This window comes from Burkholderia sp. WP42 (assembly GCF_000745665.1).
GTDB classification, from domain to species: domain Bacteria; phylum Pseudomonadota; class Gammaproteobacteria; order Burkholderiales; family Burkholderiaceae; genus Burkholderia; species Burkholderia vietnamiensis.
Genome location: NZ_JQJT01000003.1, coordinates 143,119 through 167,696, shown reverse-complemented (window position 1 = coordinate 167,696; position 24,578 = coordinate 143,119). Strand labels below are relative to the sequence as shown.

The window sequence follows — 24,578 nt, the reverse complement described above, 5'->3', positions numbered from 1 at the left end:
ACGTGCTGCAGCCGATGCAGCAGCAGCCGAAATCGAACGACGTCGCAGATGGCCGACCGTTTGGACGGCCCGTCGAACGCGCGGCGTGTTGCGCCTGCACATACGCATCTGCCCATGCTGCGCGACTGCGCTTCGCCGCACCGGCGAGCGCCCGACGCGGCCGTCCGCGCTTGCCACGACGATCGGCTCGCGCCGCCTGCGCGCACCGCGTCGCCCCGGTTCCGCATCCGGATACCGTCGCGCGGACGCGACGCTTGCCTGCCGCTTCATGCCGTTTTCGCTCACCCGACGCATCCGGCCCCACGCCGCGTCGCGCATGCGGCCCCGACCCGACCCGCCACGCTCGCCGAGCGCACACGTGCGGCCTGACTGCTGGCCGACCCGCCACGCTCACCTGGAGAACATGCGATGAAGAACGACCTGCCCGAACTGGCCCCGCAAGCGCTGCCGTCGCTCGATGCGCTCACGTCGCTGCTGCGCGATCAGCGCGCGGCTTACCTGCGCGCCCCGTACCCGGAATGGGACACGCGCGCGCAGCACCTGCGCGCGCTGCGCACGATGCTGATCGAGCACGCCGATGCGCTCGCCGATGCGATCAGCGCCGACTTCGGGCATCGCGCGAAACAGGAGGTGCTGCTGTCGGAAATCTGGATGGCGAAGGAAGAGATCGACGATGCGCTGAAGCACGGCAAGCGCTGGATGAAGCCGATGGCGAAGCGGATGAACAAGTGGCTGCGGCCGGCGCGCGCCAAGGTCGTGCCGCAGCCGCTCGGCGTGGTCGGCATCGTCGTGCCGTGGAACTATCCGGTGCTGCTCGCCGCCGGCCCGCTGATCTGCGCGCTCGCGGCCGGCAACCGCGCGATCGTCAAGATGTCGGAGCTGACGCCGCGCACGTCGGCGCTGTTCGAGCAGCTGATCGCGAAGACCTTCTCGCGCGACCACGTTGCGGTCGTGAACGGCGATGCGGAGCTCGGCGCCGCCTTCAGCGCGCTGCCGTTCGACCATCTGCTGTTCACCGGCTCGACGCACGTCGGCCGCCACGTGATGCGCGCCGCCGCCGACAACCTGACGCCCGTGACGCTGGAACTCGGCGGCAAGTCGCCGGCGATCATCGGCCCGAATGCGCGCTTCGATGCGGCGGTCGACGCGATCATCGGCGGCAAGACGCTGAACGCGGGGCAGACCTGCATCGCCCCCGACTACGTGCTGCTGCCGCGCGGGATGGAAGGCGCGTTCATCGAGCGCGCGCGGGCGCGCTTCGCGAAGCTGTATCCGGACCTGTCGAACAACGGCGACTACACGACGATCGTGTCGCGGCGCCACTACGCGCGGCTGCAGCAGCTCGCGAGCGACGCGCAGGCGGCCGGCGCGCAACTGCACCCGCTGTCGGATGCGCAATCCGATCCCGCGTCGCGCCGCTTCGTGCCGTGCGCACTCACGCACGTGCCGGACGCGTCGCAAGTGATGCAGGAGGAAATCTTCGGGCCGCTGCTGGCGCTCGTGCCGTACGAACGGCTCGACGAGGCGATCGGCTACGTGAACGCGCGGCCGCGGCCGCTCGCGCTGTACCTGTTCGACGAGGATCGCGGCACGATCGACCGCGTGCTGCGCGAAACGATTTCAGGCGGCGTGACCGTCAATGAAACGCTGATGCACATCGCGTGCGGCAGCCTGCCGTTCGGCGGTGTCGGTGCGAGCGGGATGGGCGCGTATCACGGCTACGACGGCTTCGTGACGTTCTCGAAGATGAAGCCCGTGCTCACGCAGTCGCGGCTGAACACGCGCGGGCTGATCGCGCCGCCGTACGGCAAGCGCTTCGCCGCGGTGATCCGGATGATGCTGAAGTTCTGAGCGGCGGGGGCGGCGCGGCGCTCGCGCCGGAGCTCGGCGCGGTTGGCCACCCGCGCGGTCACACGGGCCAGAGCGGCCCTTCCTGCATCGCGCCGATCTGCTCGCGCAGCTCGAGTACGCGCGCTTCCCAGTAGCGATGCGTGTTGAACCACGGAAACGCCGCGGGAAACGCCGGATCGTCCCAGCGACGCGCGAGCCACGCCGCGTAATGGATCAGGCGCAGCGTGCGCAGCGCCTCGATCAGATGCAGCTCGCGCGGCTCGAATTCGCAGAAATCCTCATAGCCGGCGAGCAGGTCCGCGAGCGCGCGCGACGCGCCTTCGCGATCGCCCGGCAGCAGCAGCCAGAGATCCTGTACGGCCGGCGCCATCCGGCTGTCGTCGAAGTCGACGAAATGCGGGCCGGCATCGGTCCACAGCACGTTGCTCGGATGGCAGTCGCCGTGCGTGCGCAGCATGCGCACGTCGCCCGCGCGGTCGAACGCGGCCTCGACGCCTTCGAGCGCGAGCGCCACTGCCGTCTCGTACGCCGGCCGCACATCGTGGGGAATGAAATCGTGCGCGAGCAGGTAGTCGCGCGGCTCGTAGCCGAACGTGCCGATGTCGAGCGCCGGACGCGCGACGTACGGCTGCGTCGCCCCGACCGCATGAATGCGGCCGATGAAGCGGCCGAGCCATTCGAGCGTGTCGCTGCGGTCGAGGTCCGGCGCGCGGCCGCCGCGACGTTCGAAGATCGAGAAGCGAAAGCCGCCGAACGCGTGCAGCGTGCGACCGTCGAAGACGCGGGCAGGCACCGCCGGAATCTCGCGCGCGGCGAGTTCGGCGACGAACGCGTGTTCTTCGAGGATTGCGTCGTCCGACCAGCGCGCGGGCCGGTAGAACTTCGCGACGACGGGCGGGCCGTCCTCGATGCCGACCTGGTAGACGCGGTTCTCGTAGCTGTTGAGCGCGAGCAGGCGCCCGTCGGTGCGCAGCCCGGCCGGCATCAGCACGCTGTCGAGCGCGTCGAGCACGCACTCGGGCGTGAGGCCGGCGAACGGCGGGCCGGCGGGAGCAGCGGAGGCGGAAGTAACGTCTGTCATGCCCCGCATTGTGCCGTCAGCCGCGCCGAAACACGAGCGTTGGCTGCGATGCGTGGACTCAGTGGATCGCGGCGCCGGCCGGCAGCACGGATTCGCCGGTGTCGATCAGGTCCTCGAGAAAGAACGGTTCGGTGTTGAGTTCCTTCGACTCGCCCGGTACGCCCGCGTACCAGGTCACCATGGCCATGTCGCCAAGAACGCGCTGAACGATGCCGCGCGCGCCCTTCGGCACTGCGATATGGGTAGTGCAGACAATCGACCCGACATGCATGATGGTTCCCCACTCTTGAAACTTGAAACCCGGCTCGCGGACGAGCCGGCAAATGCACGATCCGCGCCGCCCTCGCCGGGGATGTTGCGCGTGATCCCATTGTTCACGGTTTATCGAAGCGCGAAAAGAAGAAGAAGCGGGTGAAGTGCCGCGAATTCGTCGAATGTCTCCAATCAACCACTGCGTCGTGCGCGCGCTTGCACGCCCGATCAACCCCATCATACCCTGTCGCACGTGACCGTCCGCGGAAAGCGCCCGGCGCGTGCGTCACGCGTGTCGCGCCGGGGAACCGTGCGATGCGCGACGTGCCTGCGATGGTTGCGCGGCCGCGTGCACGACGATCGCGACCGTCGTCGGATCGCGTACGGCTGGCTCGCGGGTGTGCGGGGTGTTCTCATACCCCGTTGCGCTGGACGGCCGCCTCGCGGTACCTTTCACGTTCATTCGCATTCGAACGCATTTCGACACGATGCATTCGCTCACGTCCACACCTGCAGAATCCTGGCCGCAGCTCGACTCGCGGCCGCAAGCGTGCGCGCATTCGTCGGCTCCCCCTCCGCCTGTCGCAACGCCGCTCGTCGGCGCCGCGCCGCCGCCACCGGCGACGCGCGCCGGCTGACCAGCCGGTATTCCGCTTTCCATCCGCCCGCGTGACACACGCGGTACGCGCTCGCGTATCGCGTATCGCACGTCTGCGCGCGGCATGGAACGTCTCGATCCGTTCGACAGGTGAATTCACATGATTTCGTTCAAACGCGCGCTCGCCGCGCATGGCGCAACGTCGCTGTTCGTCCTGCTGTGGAGCAGCGGCGCGATCTTCGCCGAACTGGGGCTGCGTCACGCGTCCGCGTTCGTTTTCCTCGCCGCGCGCTTCGCGCTTGCATCGCTCGTGCTCGTCGTGCTGGCCTGCGTGCGCGGACGCTGGCTGCCGCCGCGCGGCGAGCGCCGCATGGCCGCGCTCACCGGCTTGCTGATGATGGGCGGCTATTCGATCTTCTATCTGCTCGCGCTCGAGCGCGGGATCGCGCCCGGCGTGCTCGCGACGATCCTCGGCGTGCAGCCGATCGTCACGCTCGCGATCGTCGAGCGGCGCTGGCAGCCGATGCGCGTCGCGGGGCTCGGGCTGTCGCTGGCCGGGCTCGCGCTGGTCGTATGCCGCGGCGTCGGCGACGCGGGCATGCCGCTGACGGGCGTCGCGTGCGCACTCGCCGCGCTCGTCGCGCTGACCGTCGGCGCATTGCTGCAAAAACGCACGCGCGCGGCGCCCGCCGACGTGCTGCCGTTGCAGAACGCGATCGGCCTCGCGCTGTGCGTCGCGATCCTGCCGTTCCAGCGCGTGTCGCTCGAGCCGGGTTGGGCATTCGTCGTACCGTTGCTGTGGCTGGGCATCGTGATCTCGGTGATCGCGCAGCTGCTGTTCTATCGGTTGATGCAGCGCGGCGATCTCGTCGACGTGACGAGCCTGTTCTATCTCGTGCCGGTCGTCACCACGCTGATGGACGCGTTGTGGCTCGGCCACCGCCCCGCGCCGCTCGCCCTCGCCGGCATGGGCGCCATCGTCGCGGGGCTCGTGCTCGTGTTTCGCCCGTCGGCACGTCGGCCGCGCTGCGGCCGCGCATAGCCGACACGGGCCGCTTACCGGGTCGGCATCGCCGGTCCGGACTGCGCTTTCGCGCAAACCGAAAGCAACGGGAAAGACTGGCGCAAGGCATTCGTCCGATTCGCAGCGAAACGGGCGACATTCGGGCGTTTTCCCGCTGCTTTTAATGGTTCGGATAGCGAAAAACGCGGCGCGGTTGCCTATACTCGAATTGTCCGGCCCGCTTGCGAGCGGGTCGGCCCCACATTAGAAATACCGGGCATGGGGACGGTGCAGGCGCGTGCCTGCGCCGGCCGACTACGGAGACACGCATGACCACCTATTTCACGATCGGCGACTTCATCCTGTTGATTCCGATGGCGCTGGCCGGCGCGCTGTTTCTCGGCGCGGTGCCGTGCGCCACGCAGTTCCGCCACAACCTGCTGCGCGTGCTGGGCGTGATCCTCGGCGTCGGCGTCGCGGTATTGCTCGTCGAAGGGCTGCCTGCGCTGCTGTAGCAACGCGCCCATTGCGTGCGGTTCACGTCGCTGCATCGCAGCGACGCAGCGGCTCGTGCGCAGTTGCCGCGCAGTTATCGCGATACGGCGCCCGATGTTTCGGAGCCGGTATCGCGTGCCGATGCAACCGGTCAGATCGCCTGATCGGTGGACGGCTTTTCCCACAGATTGATCCCGCCTTCGGTCGCGTAGCGATCGATTTCAGCGAGTTCGTCGGCCGAAAATTCGAGGTTCTTCAGCGCGCCGACGTTTTCACGCACCTGCTCCGCCCGGCTCGCACCGATCAACGCCGACGTCACGCGCTCGCCGCGCAGCACCCATGCAAGCGCCATCTGCGCGAGGCTCTGGCCGCGCCGCTGCGCGATCGCATCGAGCTTGCGCACGTGCTCGAGGTTTGCCGCGCTCAAGTGATCCTGCTTCAACGAACCGCCGCCCGGCTTGTTCACGCGCGCATCGGCCGGCACGCCGTTCAGGTATTTCGACGTCAGCAGCCCCTGCGCGAGCGGCGTGAACGCGATGCTGCCCGTGCCGAGCGCATCGAGCGTGCCGAGCAGCTCGTGCTCGACCCAGCGGTTGAGCAGGTTGTACGACGGCTGATGGATCAGCAGCGGCACCTTGTACTGGGCGAGCAGTTCGGCCATCTCGCGCGTCTTCGCGGCCGAGTACGACGAGATGCCGATATACAGCGCCTTGCCCTGCTGAACCGCGGACGCGAGCGCGCCGGCGGTTTCCTCGAGCGGCGTATGCGCGTCGAAGCGGTGCGAATAGAAGATGTCGACGTAGTCGAGGCCCATGCGCTGCAGGCTCTGGTCGAGGCTCGCGAGCACATACTTGCGCGAGCCGCCGCCGCTGCCGTACGGCCCCGGCCACATGTCCCAGCCGGCCTTCGTCGAGATCAGCAGCTCGTCGCGGTAGGGCCGGAAATCCTCCTTCAGCAGCCGGCCGAAGTTGATTTCGGCGCTGCCGTACGGCGGCCCGTAGTTGTTTGCGAGGTCGAAGTGATTGATGCCGAGGTCGAACGCGGTGCGCAGAATCTCGCGCTGCGTCGCGATCGGCGTCGTGTCGCCGAAGTTGTGCCACAGGCCGAGCGACAGGGCGGGCAATTTGAGCCCGGATTTGCCGCAGGTGCGGTATTGCATGTCGGCATAACGTTCGGTAGCTGCTTCGTAGGCCATGAGTCGGTTCCGTCTGGACGTCGGGGAAGGGACGCGCGCCGCGCGCAGACATCGCGCGACGGCGGCGAAGGACACGTACGGCGTTCATGGTAGCGAACGTGGCCGAAGCGCGCACGGCCATGGACGCGCCCGCGCGCGTCGCCTACACTGCGGCGTCTCGAATCACCGTTACAGCGAGGTTGGTATGTCCCGGGTCATCTCGGTTGCGCTGCTGGTCGGCGGCGTCGTGCTGCTTTATTTCGGCGGCCAGTCGTTCCATTCGATCAACGACAACGTGTCGCGCTTCTTCACCGGCTCGCCCGCGACGAAGACGATCCTGCTGATCGCCGGCGGCGCCGTCGCGATGCTGATCGGTCTGATCGGCCTCGCGATGCCGGGCAACAAGCGCTGAGCACGCCGGCGCGATTCGCTCGAGCGGGTCGACCAAACGAAACGGGCGGCCAGGCCGCCCGTTCGTCACTGTGCCCGCGCGGCCGAAGCGCCGCGCCGGGGCCGGTAGCCCGACAGCCCGGCACCACGACGGGCGCGCCGGGCCGACGCGCCGCTAGAACTGCACTTCCGGCTTCGCCGCCGAGCGCGTGCCCGGCAGCGGCCGGTTGCTGATCCCGTGATAGGTGTAGACCAGCGAGAACTTCACGTCGTCGGAGCGGTTCTGGCCGGCCGAATGCAGCGTGTTGCAGTGAAAGAACACGACGTCGCCGGTCTGCAGCGGCGGACAAATCGCCGCGTCGATCATCACGCGGTTGGCGGGCAGGTCGCTGCGGAAGAACTTCGCGTCGTCGAAGGCTTCCGGCCCGAATTCGGCCGTGTGCGAACCCGGCACCAGCCACAGCGCGCCGTTCTCGTTCGTTTCCGTGCCGAGCGCGAGCCACACCGACACCATGTCCGCGCGTTCGAACGACCAGTAGCGGAAGTCGCGATGCCAGCCGGTGAGGCTGCCGTACGCCGGATGCTTCGTCATCATGCAGTTGTGATGCGCGCGCGACAGCACGGGCTGCTCGCCGAAGTACTCGCGCATCCATGCGCCGATCTCGGGCGCGATCGCGCGCTGGGCGAACGCCGGGTCGCGCGAGTACGCATCCAGCAACCGCCGCACCGTATGGCCGCCCGGCGCGTGCCGGGAGTCCGGCGCGCCCGGATAGCGCAGATCGGCCTCGAATTCGATCGGCTCGGCCGCTTCCTGCAACTGCCGCTGCGCGATCCGCTTGAGCGTCGCGCACTGCGCTTCGCCGACGAGGCCGCGCGCAACGACGAAGCCGTGTTCGCGCAATTCCGCGACCTGCGCGCGGATCGATTCCGACTGCAATGGTGACGACATGGGATGCCAGACGCTTATTGTGTGAATGTGACGATTGTAAATCGGCGCCGAAGACCGCGAACAGCGCCATTGCCGTGCGCATGGGCATGCCAATCGCTGATTTGATTCGGATCAAGGGAACTGTGTGGCGCGGCGCGAGCCTCAGCGACAGGCTGCACGCGGCAATTCGCTTGCGGCACGAGGGTTTATCGCGACTTTTGCGCGTCACGAAAGCCCGGTAGCCTGTCGCGGCCTGTCAATTCTGGCGGGCGCGGCGCGCAGCGGGTTTCGGTAAGATCCGTTGCGCCATCCGAGGCCGTTGATACCAGTGCGCTCTGCAAGGCACCACCCATACAAGCGAAGCATCGTTCACATGCCATTCCGTCTGACTTCCCGTTTCAACCGCGCTGCCAAGCGCGTCGTGCCGTCCGCTCCCGCCCGCTCGCTGCGCCATCACCGCGCGCGGGCTCGCGCGCTCGCCGGGCACACGCACGCGCACAGCCGGCTGGACGGCATCCGCGCGTGGTTCCACGCGTTCTTCTCGATGATGAACGCGCAAGCGTTCGCACGCCGCGCCGGGCTGCGCTCGCTGCTGCAGAAGCCGTCGTCGCTGCGCGCGCTCGCGCTGCGCCGCACGCTCGGCCCGCAGCGCCGCGTCAATCGTCCGCGGCGGCTGGCGGCGAGCCACGGCTGGTTCGGCTTCGGCGCACGCTGACGCCGCCGCGCCGGGCGGCATCGCCACGATGCGGTGTCGGTTCGACTGCGAGCGACGCGCATAAAAAAACCCCGGCATGCCGGGGTTTTTCGTTTGGAGCGAAGCGCTTATGCGACGCGTGCGGTCGGCTCGACGCCGGCCGCTTCGGCCAGCGCCAGCGCCTTGTCGGTCGCTTCCCACGAGAATTCCGGCTCTTCGCGGCCGAAGTGGCCGTAAGCGGCCGTCTTCTCGTAGATCGGGCGCAGCAGGTCGAGCATCTTGATGATGCCCTTCGGGCGCAGGTCGAAGTGCTCGCGCACGAGCTTCGTGATCACCGCATCCGACACGCGGCCCGTGCCGAACGTGTTGACCATCACCGAGGTCGGCTCGGCCACGCCGATCGCATACGACACCTGGATCAGCGCGCGCGAAGCGAGGCCCGCGGCGACGATGTTCTTCGCGACATAGCGGCCCGCATAGGCGGCCGAGCGGTCGACCTTCGACGGATCCTTGCCCGAGAACGCGCCGCCGCCGTGCGGTGCGGCACCGCCGTAGGTGTCGACGATGATCTTGCGGCCGGTCAGGCCGCAGTCGCCCTGCGGGCCGCCGATCACGAACCGGCCGGTCGGGTTCACGAGGAACTTGATGTCGCCCTTGATCAGGTCGGCCGGCAGCGTCGGCTTGATGATTTCCTCGATCACGGCTTCGCGCAGCGCCGGCAGTTCGATGTCCGGTGCGTGCTGCGTCGACAGCACGACGGTGTCGATCGAATCGGGCTTGCCGTCGACGTAGCGGATCGTGACCTGCGACTTCGCGTCCGGACGCAGCCACGGCAGACGGCCGTCGCGGCGCAGGCTCGCCTGGCGCTCGACCAGACGGTGCGACAGGTAGATCGGCAGCGGCATCAGTTCCGGCGTTTCGTCGCATGCGTAGCCGAACATCAGGCCCTGGTCGCCCGCGCCCTGATCGAGGTTGTCGTCATGCGCGCGGTCGACGCCCTGCGCGATGTCCGGCGACTGCTTGTCGTACGCGACCAGCACCGCGCAACCCTTGTAGTCGATGCCGTAGTCGGTGTTGTCGTAGCCGATGCGCTTGATCGTGTCGCGCGCGATCTGGATGTAATCGATGTTGGCCGTCGTGGTGATTTCACCGGCCAGGACGACGAGACCCGTGTTGCACAGCGTTTCTGCGGCAACGCGGGAATATTTGTCCTGCTCGAGGATGGCGTCGAGAATCGCGTCCGAGATTTGGTCCGCGACTTTGTCCGGATGGCCTTCGGAGACGGATTCGGACGTGAAGAAATAATCGTTTGCCACTTTTTCAGGCTCCTGTGTGGTTACGGTCGGTTTCACGTAGCCAGCTTCGTTGGGCCTGAAGCGGCGACGCTTTAGCGGATTACCAGGACCGGGCAGCGCGCTTCGCGCCAGCCGGCTTCGCCCCGCAAGTTGTCAGTTAACTCGGCGAAGCCCGTATTATAGCGGCTTTCGTGAATTGTCACAGAGCGCCGCCCGTGCCGTATCGTCCGCTGTCCTCCTCCCCTGTCTGCCACGCGCCGGCCAGCCGGCCCAACGGAGATTCCGCATGCTAGGCCGCCTCGGCACGCACCTCGCCATCGGCTTCCTGAAGCTGCTCGCCCTGCTGCCGTACGGCCTGACCGCGCGGTTCGGCGACGGCCTCGGCTGGCTGCTGTACCAGATCCCCAGCCGGCGCAAGCGCATCGTACATATCAATCTGAAACTCTGCTTTCCCGACTGGAGCGACGCGCGGCGCGAGGAAGTGGCCGGCCTGCATTTCCGCCATGCGATCCGCAGCTACGTCGAGCGCAGCGTCCAGTGGTTCGGCTCCGAGCGCAAGCTCGCGAAGCTGATCCAGGTCGACAGCGCGGTCGACCTCACCGATCCCGATCTGCCCCCGACGCTGTTCCTCGGCCTGCATTTCGTCGGCATCGAGGCCGGCTCGATCTGGCTGAACCGGTCGCTGCACCGCCGCTGCGGGTCGCTGTACCAGCCGTTCTCGAACGAAGTGCTCGAAGCGGAAGCGAAGAAGGCGCGCGGGCGTTTCGACGCCGAGATGGTCGGCCGCGCGGACAGCGCGCGCGTCGTGCTGCGCTGGCTGCGCGACCGCAAGCCGGTGATGCTCGGCGCCGACATGGACTACGGGCTGCGCAATTCGACGTTCGTGCCGTTCTTCGGCGTGCCCGCCTGCACGCTGACGGCCGTCGGCCGGCTCGCGAAGACGGGCCGCGCGCAGGTCGTGCCGTTCATCGGCGAAGTGCTGCCGAACTACAAGGGTTACCGGCTGAAGGTGTTCAAGCCGTGGGATCACTACCCGACCGGCGACGACGACCTCGACGCGCGGCGCATGAACGAATTCCTCGAAGAGCAGATCCCGCTGATGCCCGAGCAGTACTACTGGGTTCACAAGCGCTTCAAGACGCGCCCGCCCGGCGAGCCGAGCCTCTACTGAACGCCATCCGCCGGCGCGCCGCCGAACGCGCGCCGTCCAACATCCGCTGCGCATGCGCCGCGGGCGCTGCGCCGCCGGCCAGCGCGGGACGCCCCTGCCCGCTGCATGTATCATTTACGGCTGAGATCGGCACGACGAACGACGCTGCCCGCGCGGGCGACCGTCGCCACGTCGATCGTGCCGGCCGCCTCGTTCGCCATGGAATTCCGGACCCAGTGAAACTCTCGTTCACCAAGATGCACGGCGCGGGCAACGACTTCGTCGTGCTCGACGGCTATTCGCACACGCTGCCCCCGCTCACCGACGTGCAGGTGCGCGCGCTCGCCGACCGCCACTTCGGCATCGGCGCCGACCAGCTGCTGGTCGTCGAGAAGCCGACCGTCGACGGCGCCGATTTCAAATACCGGATCTTCAATTGCGACGGCGGCGAGGTCGAGCACTGCGGCAACGGCGCGCGCTGCTTCGTGAAGTTCGTCACCGATCGCGGCCTGACCGACAAGCGCAGCGTGCGCGTGCAGGTGATGAAGGGCCTGATTACGCTGACGATGCAGGACAACGGCGAAGTCGTCGTCGACATGGGCGCGCCCGTGTTCGAGCCGGCCCAGGTGCCGTTCGACGCCAGCGGCCTCGACGGCCGCACGGACGGCAACGACACGCTGTGGCCGCTCGACGTCGGCGGCGCGACGCGCTGGGTGTCGACGGTCTCGATGGGCAATCCGCATGCGGTGCAGGTCGTCGACGACGCCGAGGCGTATCCGGTGCTCGCCGAAGGCCCGCTGATCGAGCGCCACGCGCGCTTCCCGAAGCGCGTGAACGCCGGCTTCATGCAGATCGTGTCGCGCCACGAGGTGAAGCTGCGCGTCTACGAGCGCGGAGCGGGCGAGACGCTCGCCTGCGGCACCGGCGCGTGCGCGGCGGTCGCGGCCGGCATCCGGCGCGGCCTGCTCGACTCGCCGGTCACCGTCCACACGCACGGCGGCACGCTGACGATCAGCTGGGACGGCGCGCACGACGAACGCGCCGCGCTGACGATGGCCGGCCCGGCCACGACCGTGTTCGAAGGCGAGATCGAGCTGAACGTCTGACCCTTCAACGTCCTGAACCACTGAACGCTCCAGCCACATGAACGAACGCGAAGTCGCCGACTACCTGCTCGCCAATCCCGAATTCTTCGCGCAACACGCGGAACTGCTCGCGACGATCCGTCTCGCCAACCCGCACGGCAAGGCCGCGATCTCGCTGCAGGAGCGGCAGATGGAAATGCTGCGCGACAAGAACAAGCATCTCGAGCGCCGGCTCGCCGAGCTGGTGCGCTACGGCCACGAGAACGACAGCCTGTCCGCGAAGTTCAGCCGCTGGACCGCCCGCGTGATCGCCGAACGCGACCCGTACGCGCTGCCGCGCACGATCGCCGACGGCATCGCCGACGTGTTCGACGTGCCGCAAACGGCGCTGCGCGTCTGGGACGTCGCCGACACCTACGCGCAAGCCGATTTCGCGCGCCAGGTCGGCGAGGAAGTGCGCCTGTTCACGAACGGGCTGGCGACGCCGTACTGCGGCGCGAACACCGGTTTCGAAGCGGCCCAGTGGCTCGCGCCCGCCGTCGCGGCGCCGGCCGCCAACGCCGCGGCCTCGGCCTCGGCCGACACCGCCGAAGCCGCGCCGGCCGGCGACGGTTCGCCCAAGTCGGTCGCGCTGCTCGCGCTGCGTGCGCCGCTCGCCGGCGTCGATGCGCCCGCGTTCGGGCTGCTCGTGCTCGGCTCGCCCGATCCGCGCCGCTTCCACGACGGCATGGCCACCGACTTCCTCGCGCAGATCGCGACGCTCGCGAGCGCCGCGCTCACGCGCCTGCTGCCGCACTGACACCGCGCCCATGCTCGACGATCCGATCGCCGCCTACCTGTCGAACCTGAAACACGTCAGGCAGCTGTCGGAGCACACGCTGCGCGGATACACGCACGAGCTCGACGAACTGAAGAAGCTCGCGGCCGGCCGCCCGCTGGAAACGCTGACGGCCACCGACGTGCGCGGCGCGGTCGCGCGCGCACACGCGGGCGGGCTGTCGGCGCGCTCGATCTCGCACCGGCTTTCCGCGTGGCGCGCGTTCTACCGATGGCTCGCGCTGCGCATCGAGATGCCCGCCAACCCGGTGGCCGCGGTGCGCGCGCCGAAGCGCCCGAAGACGCTGCCGAAGGCGCTGTCGGTCGACGACGCATCGGCGCTGATGGACGCGCCGCTGCCCGACACGACCGAAGGCATCCGCGATCACGCGATCCTCGAGCTGTTCTATTCGTCGGGGCTGCGCCTCGCCGAACTGGTCGGGCTCGACGCCATGTACACGCAGGCGGACGGCTACCGCTCGGCCGGCTGGCTCGATCTCGCCGAAGCGGAAGTCACGGTGCGCGGCAAGGGCAACAAGGAGCGCAAGGTGCCGGTCGGCCGCAAGGCGATCGCCGCGCTCAACGCATGGCTCGCGGTGCGCGGCGAATTCGTGAAGCACGATCCGCATCCGCTGTTCCTGTCGGTGCGCGGCAACCGGATGGCGCCGGGCGTCGTGCGCGAGCGCGTGAAGCGCGCGGCGCTCTCCGCCGGCATCCCGGCCAACGTGCATCCGCACGTGCTGCGCCACTCGTTCGCGACGCACGTGCTGCAATCGAGCGGCGACCTGCGCGCGGTGCAGGAGCTGCTGGGCCACGCGAGCGTCGCGGCCACGCAGATCTACACGTCGCTCGACTTCCAGCATCTCGCGAAGATTTACGACAGCGCGCATCCGCGCGCGAAGAAGCGCGACTGACGCGCGTACCGTTCGATGCGCCCCGCGCGCGGCCGCCAACGGCCGCCGCCGCACGACTCATTCAGACTCCATCATGCACACCGTCACCCTCAAACCGTCCAAGGACAAATCGCTGCAACGCCGGCATCCGTGGATCTACGCGAATGCGATCGACCGCGTCGACGGCCAGCCCGCGCCGGGCGCCACCGTGGTCGTGCGCGCACACGACGGCCGCTTCCTCGCGCGCGGCGCGTACAGCCCGCAGTCGCAGATCCGCGTGCGCGTGTGGAGCTTCGACGAGACCGAGCCGATCGACCACGCGTTCTTCAAGCGCCGCGTGCAGCGCGCGGTCGCGCACCGCAACGCGATGGTGTCGGGCACGGGCGCGGTGCGCCTCGTGTTCGGCGAAGCCGACGGCTTGCCGGGGCTGATCGTCGACTACTACGTCGCCGATACCGCCGAACCTGACGCCGAACCTGACGCCGCGCCGCGCGGCCAGCTCGTGTGCCAGTTCATGGCCGCGGGCGTCGAAGCGTGGAAGGACGCGATCGTGAAGGCGCTGATCGGCGCGACCGGCTGCCCGAACGTGTACGAGCGCTCCGACGTGTCGATCCGCGACAAGGAAGGGCTCGCGCAGACCACCGGCGTGCTCGCGGGCGACGCGCCGCCCGCGACGCTGATCGTCGACGAGAACGGCGTGCGCTATCACGTCGACGTGCCGCACGGCCACAAGACGGGCTTCTACGTCGACCAGCGCGACAACCGCGCGCTCGTCGCGCAATACGCGGCCGGCCGCGACGTGCTCAACTGCTTCTGCTACACCGGCGGCTTCTCGCTGGCGGCGCTCAAGGGTGGCGCGCAACGCGTCGTGTCGATCGATTCGTCGGGCGATGCGCTCGCGCTCGCGCAGCAGAACGTCGCGGCGAACGGCTTCGACGCCGCGCGCGCGAGCTGGCTCGACGCGGACGCATTCAAGACGCTGCGCCGGCTCGTCGACGAAGGCGAGCGGTTCGACCTGATCGTGCTCGATCCGCCGAAGTTCGCGCCGAACCGCGACAGCGTCGAGCGCGCCGCACGCGCGTACAAGGACATCAACCTGAGCGGCTTCAAGCTGCTGCGTCCGGGCGGCCTGCTGTTCACGTATTCGTGCTCGGGCGCGATCGACGCGGAGCTGTTCCAGAAGATCGTCGCGGGCGCCGCGGCCGACGCGAAGGTCGACGCGCGGATCCTGAAGCGCCTCGGCGCGGGCGTCGATCATCCGCTGCTCGCCGCGTTCCCGGAAGGCGAATATCTCAAGGGGCTGCTGTTGCAAATCGTCTGATCGCCCCGATCTATCGGCCCACTCGTCGCCGGCCCGCTCGTCGGGCGCCGGCCGACGCGCGCTGCAACCCGTCGTCCGGACGACGGGCGAAGGCTTGACAGGTATGTTTCAATGGATGGTTGTGCGCCCGGCCCAGCCGGCTCGCGGCGCGACGTACCCATCCTGGTTTTGACCCCGATTCACGAACCACAGGCGATCGACATGGCCACTCCCGTCACCATCCTCACCGGCTTCCTCGGCAGCGGCAAGACGACGCTGCTCAAGCGCATCCTGAACGAACAACACGGCATGAAGATCGCCGTGATCGAGAACGAATTCGGCGAAGAGAACATCGACAACGAGATCCTCGTTCAGGACACCAACGAGCAGATCATCCAGATGAGCAACGGCTGCATCTGCTGCACGATCCGCGGCGACCTCGCGCGCGCGCTCGGCGATCTGGCCGCGAAGAAGCGCGACGGCAAGCTCGACTTCGATCGCATCGTGATCGAGACGACCGGCCTCGCGAACCCGGGCCCGGTCGCGCAGACGTTCTTCATCGACAGCGAGATCGCCGACGACTTCCTGCTCGACGCGATCATCACGCTGGTCGACGCGAAGCATGCGAACGCGCAGCTGGACGAACACGAGGTGGTGCAGCGCCAGGTCGGCTTCGCCGATCGCCTGTTCATCACGAAGTCGGATCTGGTCGACGACGAAACCGTCGCGGCGCTCAAGCACCGCCTGCTGCACATGAACCCGAAGGCGACCGTCAAGGTCGTGAACTTCGGCGAAGCCGACATCAAGGAAATCTTCGACCTGCGCGGCTTCAACCTGAACGCGAAGCTCGAGATCGATCCGGACTTCCTCGCCGAAGACGACCACGCGCACCATCACCACGATCACGACCAAGATCACGACCATGCGCATTGCGACCACGATCACGGCGAATGCGCGCACGATCACGGCCACGGTCACCACCACCACGCGCACCACGACGACAAGATCAAGTCGTTCGTGTACCGCAACGACCGCCCGTTCGATCCGAACAAGCTCGAGGATTTCCTCGGCGGCATCCTGCAGATCTACGGCGAGCGGATGCTGCGCTACAAAGGCGTGCTGTACATGAAGGGCGTCGATCGCAAGGTCGTGTTCCAGGGCGTGCACCAGATGATGGGCAGCGACCTGGCGGCGAAGTGGCTGCCGGCCGAGAAGAAGACCAACAAGATGGTGTTCATCGGCGTCGACTTGCCGCAGGACCTGATCACCGACGGCCTCGACGCCTGTCTCGCGTGAACTCGCAGGCCGCCCGGCGGGCGGCCGTGACGCTGGCGGCGCGCCTTTGCCGGGCAGGGTTTCGCCGTCATCGCTTTTTCCCGATTTGCGCGTTATATTTTCTAGATATTGGCGCGGCCGACGGGGATCGACCCGATACGGCGGCCGCTTGCGATTCAGTTACAATACGTGCCCGCTGGAGTACGGCAATAACAGGCCCGGTTCTTGCAGAACCATTACCCGGGCATCGCAACCGCGCCGGATCGCCCATCCGCCACCGGCTGCGGCCGATGCGATCTGCCGCGCAGCACACCGGTTCGCCGCGCGCAGATCCGCGCCAGGCCCGTCCTGGTATTTGAGAACCGGTTTTCCAGAGGCTTTCGGCCCCGCGGCGGCTAATCGCAAATGATTGCTAGCGCAGTTGCGGGTAATCCCAAAGTGCAGGCAATATCTCCGGATTTGCCGCACATTGAAGAAGCAAGCAGATGACGAAGAAACTCTTGACCGAAGCCGAAATCCTGAAGATGAGCGACAAGGATTACATGAATGAGGATCAGCTCGCCTTCTTCAAAAATCGGCTCGAACAGTTGCAGGCGGACATCCTCAAGAACGCTGGCCAGACGACCGAGAACCTGCGCGAGACGGTGATCGTGCCCGATCCCGCCGATCGCGCGACGATCGAGGAAGAGCACGCGCTCGAGCTGCGCACGCGCGATCGCGAACGCAAGCTCCTCAAGAAGGTTCAGCAGTCGCTCGCCCGCATCGATTCCGGCGATTACGGCTGGTGCGAGGAAACCGGCGAACCGATCGGCATCCCGCGCCTGCTCGCGCGCCCGACCGCGACGCTGTCGCTCGAGGCGCAAGAGCGCCGCGAGCTGCGCCAGAAGCTGTTCGGCGACTGATCGGCGGCGTTCCGCCCCCACACGCTGCTTCCCGAAAGCGCGCGGCCTGCCGCGCGCTTTTTGTTTTCCGGCACCGGTTCCCGGCTGCCGGCGATTTGCGTCCCCTCTTGATATCCCGGCGCGCGCCCTAAAATGAATCGGACGCGCGCCGGGCCGCTCCCGGCGCACTGCGATTCATGCGGCGGCGCGTCCCGCGCCGCCCGACTCTTCCCCGTTTTTCTCAAGGAACGCAGATGGAGCAATTTCACGGCACGACCATCGTTTCGGTCCGGCGCGGCGACAAGGTCGCGCTCGGCGGCGACGGCCAGGTAACCCTCGGCAACATCGTCATGAAGGGTGGCGCGCGGAAAGTGCGGCGGATCTACAACAACCAGGTTCTGGTCGGATTCGCAGGCGGCACCGCCGATGCGTTCTCGCTGCTCGATCGCTTCGAGGCGAAGCTCGAGAAGCACCAGGGCAACCTGACCCGCGCGGCCGTCGAGCTCGCGAAGGACTGGCGCACCGACCGGATGCTGCGCCGTCTCGAGGCGATGCTGATCACCGCCGATGCGACCACCACGCTCGTCATCACCGGCAACGGCGACGTGCTCGACCCGGAAGGCGGCATCTGCGCGATCGGCTCGGGCGGCGCCTACGCGCAGGCCGCGGCCCGCGCGCTGGCCGAGAATACCGACATGTCGCCGCGCGAGATCGTCGAGAAGTCGCTCGAGATCGCCGGCGACATGTGCATCTACACGAACCACAACCGCATCATCGAAACGATCGAGTAAGGACCGCCCCATGAGCACCATGACCCCTGCCGAGATCGTCTCGGAACTCGACAAGCACATCATCGGCCAGTCGAAGGCGAAGAAGGCCGTCGCGGTCGCGCTGCGCAACCGCTGGCGCCGTCAGCAGGTCACCGAGCCGCTGCGCCAGGAAATCACGCCGAAGAACATCCTGATGATCGGGCCGACGGGCGTCGGCAAGACCGAAATCGCGCGCCGCCTCGCGAAGCTCGCCGATGCGCCGTTCATCAAGATCGAAGCGACCAAGTTCACCGAAGTCGGCTACGTCGGCCGCGACGTCGACAGCATCGTGCGCGACCTGATCGAGATCTCGGTCAAGCAGACGCGTGAGTCCGAGATGCGCAAGGTGCGCAGCAAGGCGACCGACCAGGCGGAAGACCGCATCCTCGACATCCTGCTGCCGCAACCGCGCGCGGTGGGCTTCGGCGGCAACGCCGACCACGCGAACGACGACAACAACGCGACGCGCCAGACGTTCCGCAAGCGTCTGCGCGAAGGCCAGCTCGACGACAAGGAAATCGAGCTCGACCTGGAGCAGCCGTCGGCCGGCATGGACATCATGGCGCCTCCGGGCATGGAAGAGATGACCGAGCAGATCCGCTCGATGTTCTCGAACCTCGGCAGCGGCAAGAAGCAGCGCCGCAAGGTGAAGATCCAGGAAGCGCTGAAGCTGCTGACCGACGAGGAAGCGGCGAAGATGCTCAACGACGAGGAAGTGAAGACGAAGGCCGTGCAGAACGTCGAGCAGAACGGCATCGTGTTCCTCGACGAGATCGACAAGATCACGTCGCGCAACAACGAAGGCAGCGGCGGCGAAGTGTCGCGCCAGGGCGTGCAGCGCGACCTGCTGCCGCTCGTCGAAGGCACGACCGTCAACACGAAGTACGGGATGGTGAAGACCGATCACATCCTGTTCATCGCGAGCGGCGCGTTCCACCTCGCGAAGCCGAGCGACCTGATTCCGGAGCTGCAGGGCCGCTTCCCGATCCGCGTCGAGCTCGATTCGCTGTCGGTCGAGGATTTCGAATCGATCCTCGTCGCGACCGACGCGAGCCTCGTCAAGCAATACCAGGCGCTGCTCGCCACCGAGGACGTGCAGCTCGACTTCGCCGCGGACGGCATTCGCCGCCTCGCCGAGATCGCGTACGCGGTCAACGAGAAGACCGAGAACATCGGCGCGCGCCGGCTGTACACGGTGATCGAGAAGCTGCTCGAGGAAGTGTCGTTCTCGGCCGGCAACCACGCCGGCGAGCGCGTGACGATCGACGCGCAGTATGTCGACCGCGCGCTCGGCGAAGTGTCGCAGGACGAGGACCTGTCGCGCTACGTGCTGTAACGCGCGGGGCGGCAGCGACTTGAAAACGGGCGGCCCGATGGGCCGCCCGTTTTCGTTTGGGGCCGGGGGGCCGGTGCCTAGCGGCAGGTGCTTGGCGGCCGATGCCTCGCGACCTGTGCCCCGCGGCTTACTGCCGCACCGGCTTCTTCGCGAGCTTGCGCTGCAGCGTGCGGCGATGCATGTTCAGCGCGCGCGCGGTGGCCGAGATGTTGTTGTTGTTCTCCGCGAGCACGCGCTGGATGTGCTCCCATTCGAGCCGGTCGACCGACAGCACGACCGGATTCTCCAGCGCCTCGTCGGCCTGCACTTCGCTCGCGTTGGTCTGCAGCGCGGCGAGGATCGACTCGACGTTCGCGGGTTTCGCCAGATAGTTGTCGGCGCCCTCCTTCACGGCCTGCACGGCGGTCGCGATGCTCGCGTAGCCGGTCAGCACGAGGATTCGCGCGTCGGGTTGCAGGTCGCACAGCGGCGCGATCAGGCTCAGGCCCGAATCTTCGCCCAGATGCAGATCGACGGTGATGAACTGGAACTTGCCGCCGGCCGCGAGCCGCAGCGCCGTGTCCTTGTCGTGCGCCTGCTGGACCGCATAGCCGCGTCGTTCGAGACCGCGCGCGAGCGTGCCCGCGAACACCTCGTTGTCGTCGATCACCAGGAAATTGTTCTCGCTCATGTCGTTTCTCCGTCTACGTGTTGGTTTGAGGCGGCCGGCGCCGTGATGCGCGCGACCGGCAGCCGCAGCACGGCACGCGTGCCGCGGCCGGCCGCCGCCATGCGTTCGAGCGCACGCTCGTCGAGGCGCTGGCCCGCCGCGGCAGCGGCCTGCGGATGGGCGCCGCCCGCGCGACCGTTGCCCGCGGCGCGCGGCGTGACGTCGGACAGCTCGATGTCGCCGCCCAGACGCGCCGCCGCGCTGAACGCGAGATACAGGCCGACGCCGTGGCCGCCTTGCGTGCTGTCGACCGGCATCGAGCCGAGCGATTCCCGCAACGCTGCAGGAATGCCGGGGCCATCGTCGCATACTTCGAATTCGATCTGGTCGGCCACGCGGTCGTGATGCGTGAGCTTCGCGGCCAGCGTCACGCGCTGCGGGCTCGCCCGCGCCGCGTTGTCGAGCAGGATCGTCAGGATCTGGCCGGCCGCGACCGTGTCGTCGAGCGCGACGCCCGACGGGCGCGCGCCGAGCAGCTCGAACTGCACGTGCGGATGCCGCAGGCGCCAGTGCTCGACGAACGTGTCGAGCCAGTCGTCGACCGGCTGACGGCTCGCCGGCGCGCTCGCCCGACTGCGCAGCCGCGCGAGCGCCGACGTGCAGAGCGTCATCTGTTCTTCCAGCACCTTCAGGTCGGCCTCGTAGCGCGCGAGCCCCGGGTCGGCACGCGCCGCGTCGCGCAGCTCCTCGGTCAGCATCGCGATGGTCGACAGCGGCGTGCCCATCTCGTGCGCGACGGTGGCGGCCTGCACGCCGAGCGCGACCGCGCGCTCGTCGCGCAGCAGGTGCGTCTGCGCTTCGCCGAGCGCCGCGTCGCGCTGGCGCAGCGCGTTCGACATCCGGGCGACGAACCACGCGATCAGCCCGACGCTCACCATGAAGTTCACCCACATCCCGGTGCGGTAGTAGTCGAACAGGTTCGCCGGGTTGTCCATGTTCAGCGGCACCGAGTCGAAGCCGAGCGCCGCGTAGCACGCGACCGCGAACGCCGCGAGCCAGACCATCAGCGTCCACGGCAGCACGGCCGCCGCGATCGCCAGCGATGGCAGATACAGCGACACGAACGGATTGGTCGTGCCGCCAGACAGGAACAGCAGCGCCGACAGCGCGCCGAGATCGACCCATAGCTGGCCGAGCAGCTCGAAATTGGTCTCGGGCCGCGCGCGCAGCACGCGCAGCCACGTCAGCGCATTGAAGACGATCTCGAGCGCGATGACCATCAGCATCGCCGGCAACGGCAGATGCACGCCGAAATAGGTCTGAACGACGCCGATCGTCACGAGCTGGCCGATGATCGCCAGATTGCGCAGCCAGAACAGGTGACTGAGGTTGACGCGCCCGGTGGTGGTGATTCTTTGCATCCGAGCAGTTTACCCGTTTAGCGGGCGGCGGCTCCACCAGGGGCCGGATCGGCGCCGGCGCCCGCGCTGCCCGACGGGCCGCGACCGCGCTCCCCCGCTCATCCGGCCGCACCGGCGACGCGCTTCGCGATCTCGTCGGCGAGGCACTCGGGGCAGCGGCACTGCGCACCGGCCGCCGGTGGCGCGGCGCCCGGCACGGCCGGCATCGCCGTGCACCAGCACTCGAACGGCTGCGTGCCGGCGCCGCAGTCGAAGCTGCGCCCGCACTGCGGGCAGCGCGCGCGGTGCGGGGTCGAACGGGCGTCGGCGGCAGTATCGGTCATCGGCGGAGCGCAGAAGCGGGCACGAACGTCGCCCTACCGGACAAGCATAGCGCGGCGCCCGGATTTTGCACGTCGGCCATCCGGCCAACGTGCGCGGCGCATCGTGCCGGATGCGTCGCGCGACACCGCGCGCGGATCGCCCCGGCCATGCGCGGCGCCATGGCCGGCGGGCCGCCCGGCGCGTTTCATCGGCCGTCCGGCCGGCCCAAAAACCCGATGCTGCGCTGCGCCACTCCTGTACAATTCGGCCTGTTTCAACCGTTCCCAGCCAGAGCTGCCGCCATGTCCGAGCCCATCGACCTCTCGCAGATCGCCCCCACGCTGAAGGCAGAAATCCTTGCCGAAGCGCTGCCGTACATCCGCCGCTACCACGGCAAGACCGTGGTGATCAAATACGGCGGCAACGCGATGACGGAAGAGCGGCTCAAGCAAGGCTTCGCGCGCGACGTGATCCTGCTGAAACTGGTCGGCATCAATCCGGTGATCGTCCACGGCGGCGGCCCGCAGATCGATCATGCGCTGAAGAAGATCGGCAAGGCCGGCACCTTCATCCAGGGCATGCGCGTGACCGACGAAGAGACGATGGAAGTCGTCGAATGGGTGCTGGGCGGCGAAGTGCAGCAGGACATCGTGATGCTGATCAACCACTTCGGCGGCCATGCGGTGGGCCTGACGGGCAAGGACGGCGGCCTGATCCACGCGCGCAAGCTGCTGATGCCGGACCGCGACAATCCGGGCCAGTACATCGACATCGGCCAGGTCGGCGAAGTCGAGGCGATCAACCCGGCGGTCGTGAAGGCGCTGCAGGACGACGCGTTCATTCCGGTGATCTCGCCGATCGGCTTCGGCGAAGACGGCCTGTCGTACAACATCAACGCCGACCTCGTCGCCGGCAAGCTGGCCACGGTGCTGAACGCCGAGAAGCTGCTGATGATGACCAACATTCCCGGCGTGATGGACAAGGACGGCAACCTGCTGACCGACCTGTCGGCGCGCGAGATCGACGCGCTGTTCGAAGACGGCACGATCTCGGGCGGCATGCTGCCGAAGATTTCGTCGGCGCTCGACGCGGCGAAGAGCGGCGTGAAGTCGGTGCACATCGTCGACGGCCGCATCGAGCATTCGGTGCTGCTCGAAATCCTGACCGACCAGCCGTTCGGCACGATGATCCGCTCGCATTGAGCGCGCGCCGCCCGCCCCCCGCTGTCGAACTGCCGGCGTCGCTGCGACGCCGGCGCGTCTCCCGTAGCCGGCCGCAAGCCGGCGCGCCCGTCTGGCTGTTCGACCTCGACAACACGCTGCACCACGCATCGCATGCGATCTTCCCGGAGATCAACCGCGCGATGACGCAGTACATCATCGACACGCTGAACGTCGAGCGCGCCGAGGCCGACCGCCTGCGCACCGGCTACACGCAGCGCTACGGCGCCGCGCTGCTCGGCCTCACGCGCCATCATCCGATCGACCCGCACGACTTCCTGAAGGTCGTCCACACGTTTGCCGATCTGCCGGCGATGCTGCGCGCCGAGCGCGGCCTCGCACGCCTCGTCGCCGCGCTGCCGGGCCGCAAGTTCGTGCTGACCAACGCGCCGGAAAACTACGCGCGCGCGGTGCTGCGCGCGCTGCGCATCGAGCGGCTGTTCGAGCGCGTGATCGCGATCGAGCACATGCGCGACCGCCGCGCGTGGCGCGCGAAGCCCGACCACACGATGCTGCGCCGGACCATGCGGGCCGCGCATGCGCGGCTGGCCGACGCGATCCTCGTCGAAGACACGCGCAGCCATCTGAAGCGCTACAAGCGCCTCGGCGTCGGTACCGTATGGATCACCGGCCACCTGCCCGGCCATCTGCCGAGCACCGGCCGTCCGCATTATGTCGACCAGCGCATTCGTTCGTTAAAATCGCTGCGACTGGGCACACGATCGGGGCGACAGAAATGCAGCCGACTTATCCGCAGGACCCTGCCGTAACGGAACACCAGGCCACGCCGTCCCGCCCGCGCCCGAAGCCGGGCGAGCGGCGCGTGATGATCCTGCAGACGCTCGCCGCGATGCTCGAGGCGCCGAAGCCGGAGAAAATCACGACGGCCGCGCTGGCCGCCCGCCTCGACGTGTCGGAAGCCGCGCTGTACCGGCATTTCTCCAGCAAGGCGAAGATGTACGAAGGACTGATCGAGTTCATCGAGACGACCTTCTTCGGCCTCGTCAATCAGATCTCCGCTAAAGAGCCCGACGGCGTGCTGCAGGCGCGCGCGATCGCGATGATGCTGCTCAATTTCGCGGTGAAGAACCCCGGAATGACGCGCGTGCTGACCGGCGAAGCGCTGGTCGGCGAAGACGGGCGGCTGGCCGAGCGCGTCGAGCAGATGCTCGAACGAGTCGAAGCGTCGCTCAGGCAATCGCTGCGGCTGGCACGCGCCGACGCGGGCGCGGGCGCGGACGGTGGATCGACCACGACGACGCCGCTGCCGGGCGATTACGACCCGACGATGCGCGCGAGCCTGATCGTCAGCTACGTGCTCGGCCGCTGGCATCGCTACGCGAAAAGCGGCTTCGGCAAATCGCCGACCGAATATGCGGATGCGCAACTGCGGCTGATTCTGCAGTAGGCAATGCCGGCGCGCGCCGGCGATAGACGGATCGATGCGCCGCATCTCGTGCGGCGCATCCGCTCGAACCTGCGCGATGCGGAGCCGTTCACCGGCATCGTCGCCGGCCATCGACGGCTATCGACGGTTCGACGCACGCAGCACGCGTCGAACGCCCCGGTCGCTCCATCCACCGAATGGCCAACCTCGCCCCTTTTGCCCGTCAGCGCGGCAAAATTCGAACTCGTCCAATTTCCAATCTCTCCCATACTAACTACTTTTAGCCCGTTAC

At 67.9% G+C, this 24,578-nt stretch carries 25 protein-coding genes; 17 read left to right on the top strand and 8 right to left on the bottom strand.

Annotation, left to right across the window (positions count from 1 at the left end):
- Nucleotides 1-408 precede the first annotated feature (408 nt).
- Nucleotides 409-1,851 carry a coniferyl aldehyde dehydrogenase gene (locus tag EX20_RS00770; protein WP_034192470.1) on the top strand — a complete coding sequence of 481 codons (1,443 nt, stop codon included), beginning with the start codon at nucleotides 409-411 and terminating at the stop codon, nucleotides 1,849-1,851.
- 58 nt (nucleotides 1,852-1,909) lie between these two features.
- Here EX20_RS00770 and EX20_RS00765 read toward each other — a convergent pair whose 3' ends face one another.
- Nucleotides 1,910-2,941, bottom strand: coding sequence for a serine/threonine protein kinase (locus EX20_RS00765; protein WP_011886310.1), 1,032 nt, complete (start codon nucleotides 2,939-2,941; stop codon nucleotides 1,910-1,912).
- Between the two features lie 49 nt (nucleotides 2,942-2,990).
- Nucleotides 2,991-3,203: a hypothetical protein gene (locus EX20_RS00760; RefSeq protein WP_011886311.1), complete on the bottom strand. Its 213-nt coding sequence runs from the start codon at nucleotides 3,201-3,203 to the stop codon at nucleotides 2,991-2,993.
- Nucleotides 3,204-3,942: 739 nt separating this feature from the next.
- On the opposite strand from EX20_RS00760, the gene EX20_RS00755 reads away from it, so the two are divergent.
- Both EX20_RS00755 and EX20_RS00750 read left to right on the top strand, forming a co-directional pair.
- The gene (locus tag EX20_RS00755) at nucleotides 3,943-4,824 is read left to right on the top strand and encodes a DMT family transporter (RefSeq protein WP_034192469.1); all 882 of its coding nucleotides are present in this window, start codon (nucleotides 3,943-3,945) and stop codon (nucleotides 4,822-4,824) included.
- A 290-nt stretch (nucleotides 4,825-5,114) separates the two neighbouring features.
- The gene (locus EX20_RS00750) at nucleotides 5,115-5,300 is read left to right on the top strand and encodes a hypothetical protein (protein ID WP_011886314.1); all 186 of its coding nucleotides are present in this window, start codon (nucleotides 5,115-5,117) and stop codon (nucleotides 5,298-5,300) included.
- A gap of 131 nt (nucleotides 5,301-5,431) precedes the next feature.
- Here the strand turns inward: EX20_RS00750 and mgrA are convergent, their stop codons facing one another.
- Complete coding sequence (gene mgrA, locus EX20_RS00745) at nucleotides 5,432-6,475, bottom strand: L-glyceraldehyde 3-phosphate reductase (protein WP_034192468.1); 1,044 nt, start codon at nucleotides 6,473-6,475, stop codon at nucleotides 5,432-5,434.
- A 184-nt stretch (nucleotides 6,476-6,659) separates the two neighbouring features.
- Here mgrA and EX20_RS00740 point away from each other — a divergent pair, with 184 nt between their 5' ends.
- Nucleotides 6,660-6,866: a DUF3185 family protein gene (locus tag EX20_RS00740; protein ID WP_011886316.1), complete on the top strand. Its 207-nt coding sequence runs from the start codon at nucleotides 6,660-6,662 to the stop codon at nucleotides 6,864-6,866.
- A 153-nt stretch (nucleotides 6,867-7,019) separates the two neighbouring features.
- Here EX20_RS00740 and EX20_RS00735 read toward each other — a convergent pair whose 3' ends face one another.
- The gene (locus tag EX20_RS00735) at nucleotides 7,020-7,793 is read right to left on the bottom strand and encodes a phytanoyl-CoA dioxygenase family protein (protein ID WP_011886317.1); all 774 of its coding nucleotides are present in this window, start codon (nucleotides 7,791-7,793) and stop codon (nucleotides 7,020-7,022) included.
- A gap of 352 nt (nucleotides 7,794-8,145) precedes the next feature.
- On the opposite strand from EX20_RS00735, the gene EX20_RS00730 reads away from it, so the two are divergent.
- Nucleotides 8,146-8,487, top strand: a complete 342-nt coding sequence (locus EX20_RS00730) for a hypothetical protein (RefSeq protein WP_011886318.1) — start codon at nucleotides 8,146-8,148, stop codon at nucleotides 8,485-8,487.
- Between the two features lie 107 nt (nucleotides 8,488-8,594).
- Here EX20_RS00730 and metK read toward each other — a convergent pair whose 3' ends face one another.
- A complete protein-coding gene (gene metK / locus EX20_RS00725; RefSeq protein WP_011886319.1) occupies nucleotides 8,595-9,782 on the bottom strand; it encodes a methionine adenosyltransferase in 1,188 nt (395 codons plus the stop codon).
- A gap of 226 nt (nucleotides 9,783-10,008) precedes the next feature.
- Between metK and lpxL the strand changes: the two genes are divergently transcribed.
- The 9 genes from lpxL to hslU all read left to right on the top strand — a co-directional run bounded on the left by lpxL (nucleotide 10,009) and on the right by hslU (nucleotide 19,306).
- On the top strand, nucleotides 10,009-10,932 hold the full coding sequence (gene lpxL / locus EX20_RS00720) for a lauroyl acyltransferase LpxL (RefSeq protein ID WP_258366898.1): 924 nt from the start codon (nucleotides 10,009-10,011) through the stop codon (nucleotides 10,930-10,932).
- A 215-nt stretch (nucleotides 10,933-11,147) separates the two neighbouring features.
- On the top strand, nucleotides 11,148-12,017 hold the full coding sequence (gene dapF, locus EX20_RS00715) for a diaminopimelate epimerase (protein WP_034192467.1): 870 nt from the start codon (nucleotides 11,148-11,150) through the stop codon (nucleotides 12,015-12,017).
- A 37-nt stretch (nucleotides 12,018-12,054) separates the two neighbouring features.
- Nucleotides 12,055-12,795 carry a DUF484 family protein gene (locus tag EX20_RS00710; RefSeq protein ID WP_034192466.1) on the top strand — a complete coding sequence of 247 codons (741 nt, stop codon included), beginning with the start codon at nucleotides 12,055-12,057 and terminating at the stop codon, nucleotides 12,793-12,795.
- A 10-nt stretch (nucleotides 12,796-12,805) separates the two neighbouring features.
- A complete protein-coding gene (xerC, locus tag EX20_RS00705; RefSeq protein WP_011886323.1) occupies nucleotides 12,806-13,726 on the top strand; it encodes a tyrosine recombinase XerC in 921 nt (306 codons plus the stop codon).
- Between the two features lie 73 nt (nucleotides 13,727-13,799).
- Complete coding sequence (locus EX20_RS00700) at nucleotides 13,800-15,026, top strand: class I SAM-dependent rRNA methyltransferase (protein WP_034192465.1); 1,227 nt, start codon at nucleotides 13,800-13,802, stop codon at nucleotides 15,024-15,026.
- Nucleotides 15,027-15,227: 201 nt separating this feature from the next.
- A complete protein-coding gene (locus EX20_RS00695; RefSeq protein ID WP_034192464.1) occupies nucleotides 15,228-16,301 on the top strand; it encodes a CobW family GTP-binding protein in 1,074 nt (357 codons plus the stop codon).
- 464 nt (nucleotides 16,302-16,765) lie between these two features.
- A complete protein-coding gene (dksA, locus tag EX20_RS00690) occupies nucleotides 16,766-17,182 on the top strand; it encodes an RNA polymerase-binding protein DksA (protein WP_006477498.1) in 417 nt (138 codons plus the stop codon).
- Between the two features lie 233 nt (nucleotides 17,183-17,415).
- A complete protein-coding gene (gene hslV, locus EX20_RS00685) occupies nucleotides 17,416-17,952 on the top strand; it encodes an ATP-dependent protease subunit HslV (RefSeq protein WP_011886326.1) in 537 nt (178 codons plus the stop codon).
- A gap of 10 nt (nucleotides 17,953-17,962) precedes the next feature.
- Entirely contained in the window at nucleotides 17,963-19,306 is a 1,344-nt protein-coding gene (gene hslU, locus EX20_RS00680) for an ATP-dependent protease ATPase subunit HslU (RefSeq protein WP_011886327.1), read from the top strand.
- A gap of 127 nt (nucleotides 19,307-19,433) precedes the next feature.
- Here the strand turns inward: hslU and EX20_RS00675 are convergent, their stop codons facing one another.
- The 3 genes from EX20_RS00675 to EX20_RS00665 all read right to left on the bottom strand — a co-directional run bounded on the left by EX20_RS00675 (nucleotide 19,434) and on the right by EX20_RS00665 (nucleotide 21,699).
- Nucleotides 19,434-19,976 carry a response regulator transcription factor gene (locus tag EX20_RS00675; protein ID WP_011886328.1) on the bottom strand — a complete coding sequence of 181 codons (543 nt, stop codon included), beginning with the start codon at nucleotides 19,974-19,976 and terminating at the stop codon, nucleotides 19,434-19,436.
- A complete protein-coding gene (locus EX20_RS00670; protein WP_034192463.1) occupies nucleotides 19,973-21,376 on the bottom strand; it encodes an ATP-binding protein in 1,404 nt (467 codons plus the stop codon). The genes EX20_RS00675 and EX20_RS00670 overlap by 4 nt, the downstream gene beginning before the upstream one ends.
- 98 nt (nucleotides 21,377-21,474) lie before the next feature.
- Complete coding sequence (locus EX20_RS00665; protein ID WP_011886330.1) at nucleotides 21,475-21,699, bottom strand: cysteine-rich CWC family protein; 225 nt, start codon at nucleotides 21,697-21,699, stop codon at nucleotides 21,475-21,477.
- A 282-nt stretch (nucleotides 21,700-21,981) separates the two neighbouring features.
- Here EX20_RS00665 and argB point away from each other — a divergent pair, with 282 nt between their 5' ends.
- The 3 genes from argB to slmA are packed head-to-tail and all read left to right on the top strand — an operon-like array spanning nucleotide 21,982 to nucleotide 24,307.
- Nucleotides 21,982-22,881: an acetylglutamate kinase gene (gene argB / locus EX20_RS00660; protein ID WP_011886331.1), complete on the top strand. Its 900-nt coding sequence runs from the start codon at nucleotides 21,982-21,984 to the stop codon at nucleotides 22,879-22,881.
- Nucleotides 22,878-23,669, top strand: coding sequence for a pyrimidine 5'-nucleotidase (locus EX20_RS00655; RefSeq protein WP_011886332.1), 792 nt, complete (start codon nucleotides 22,878-22,880; stop codon nucleotides 23,667-23,669). Before argB ends, EX20_RS00655 begins: the two co-directional genes overlap by 4 nt.
- The gene (gene slmA, locus EX20_RS00650) at nucleotides 23,636-24,307 is read left to right on the top strand and encodes a nucleoid occlusion factor SlmA (protein ID WP_034192462.1); all 672 of its coding nucleotides are present in this window, start codon (nucleotides 23,636-23,638) and stop codon (nucleotides 24,305-24,307) included. Before EX20_RS00655 ends, slmA begins: the two co-directional genes overlap by 34 nt.
- The last annotated feature ends 271 nt before the right edge of the window (nucleotides 24,308-24,578 follow it).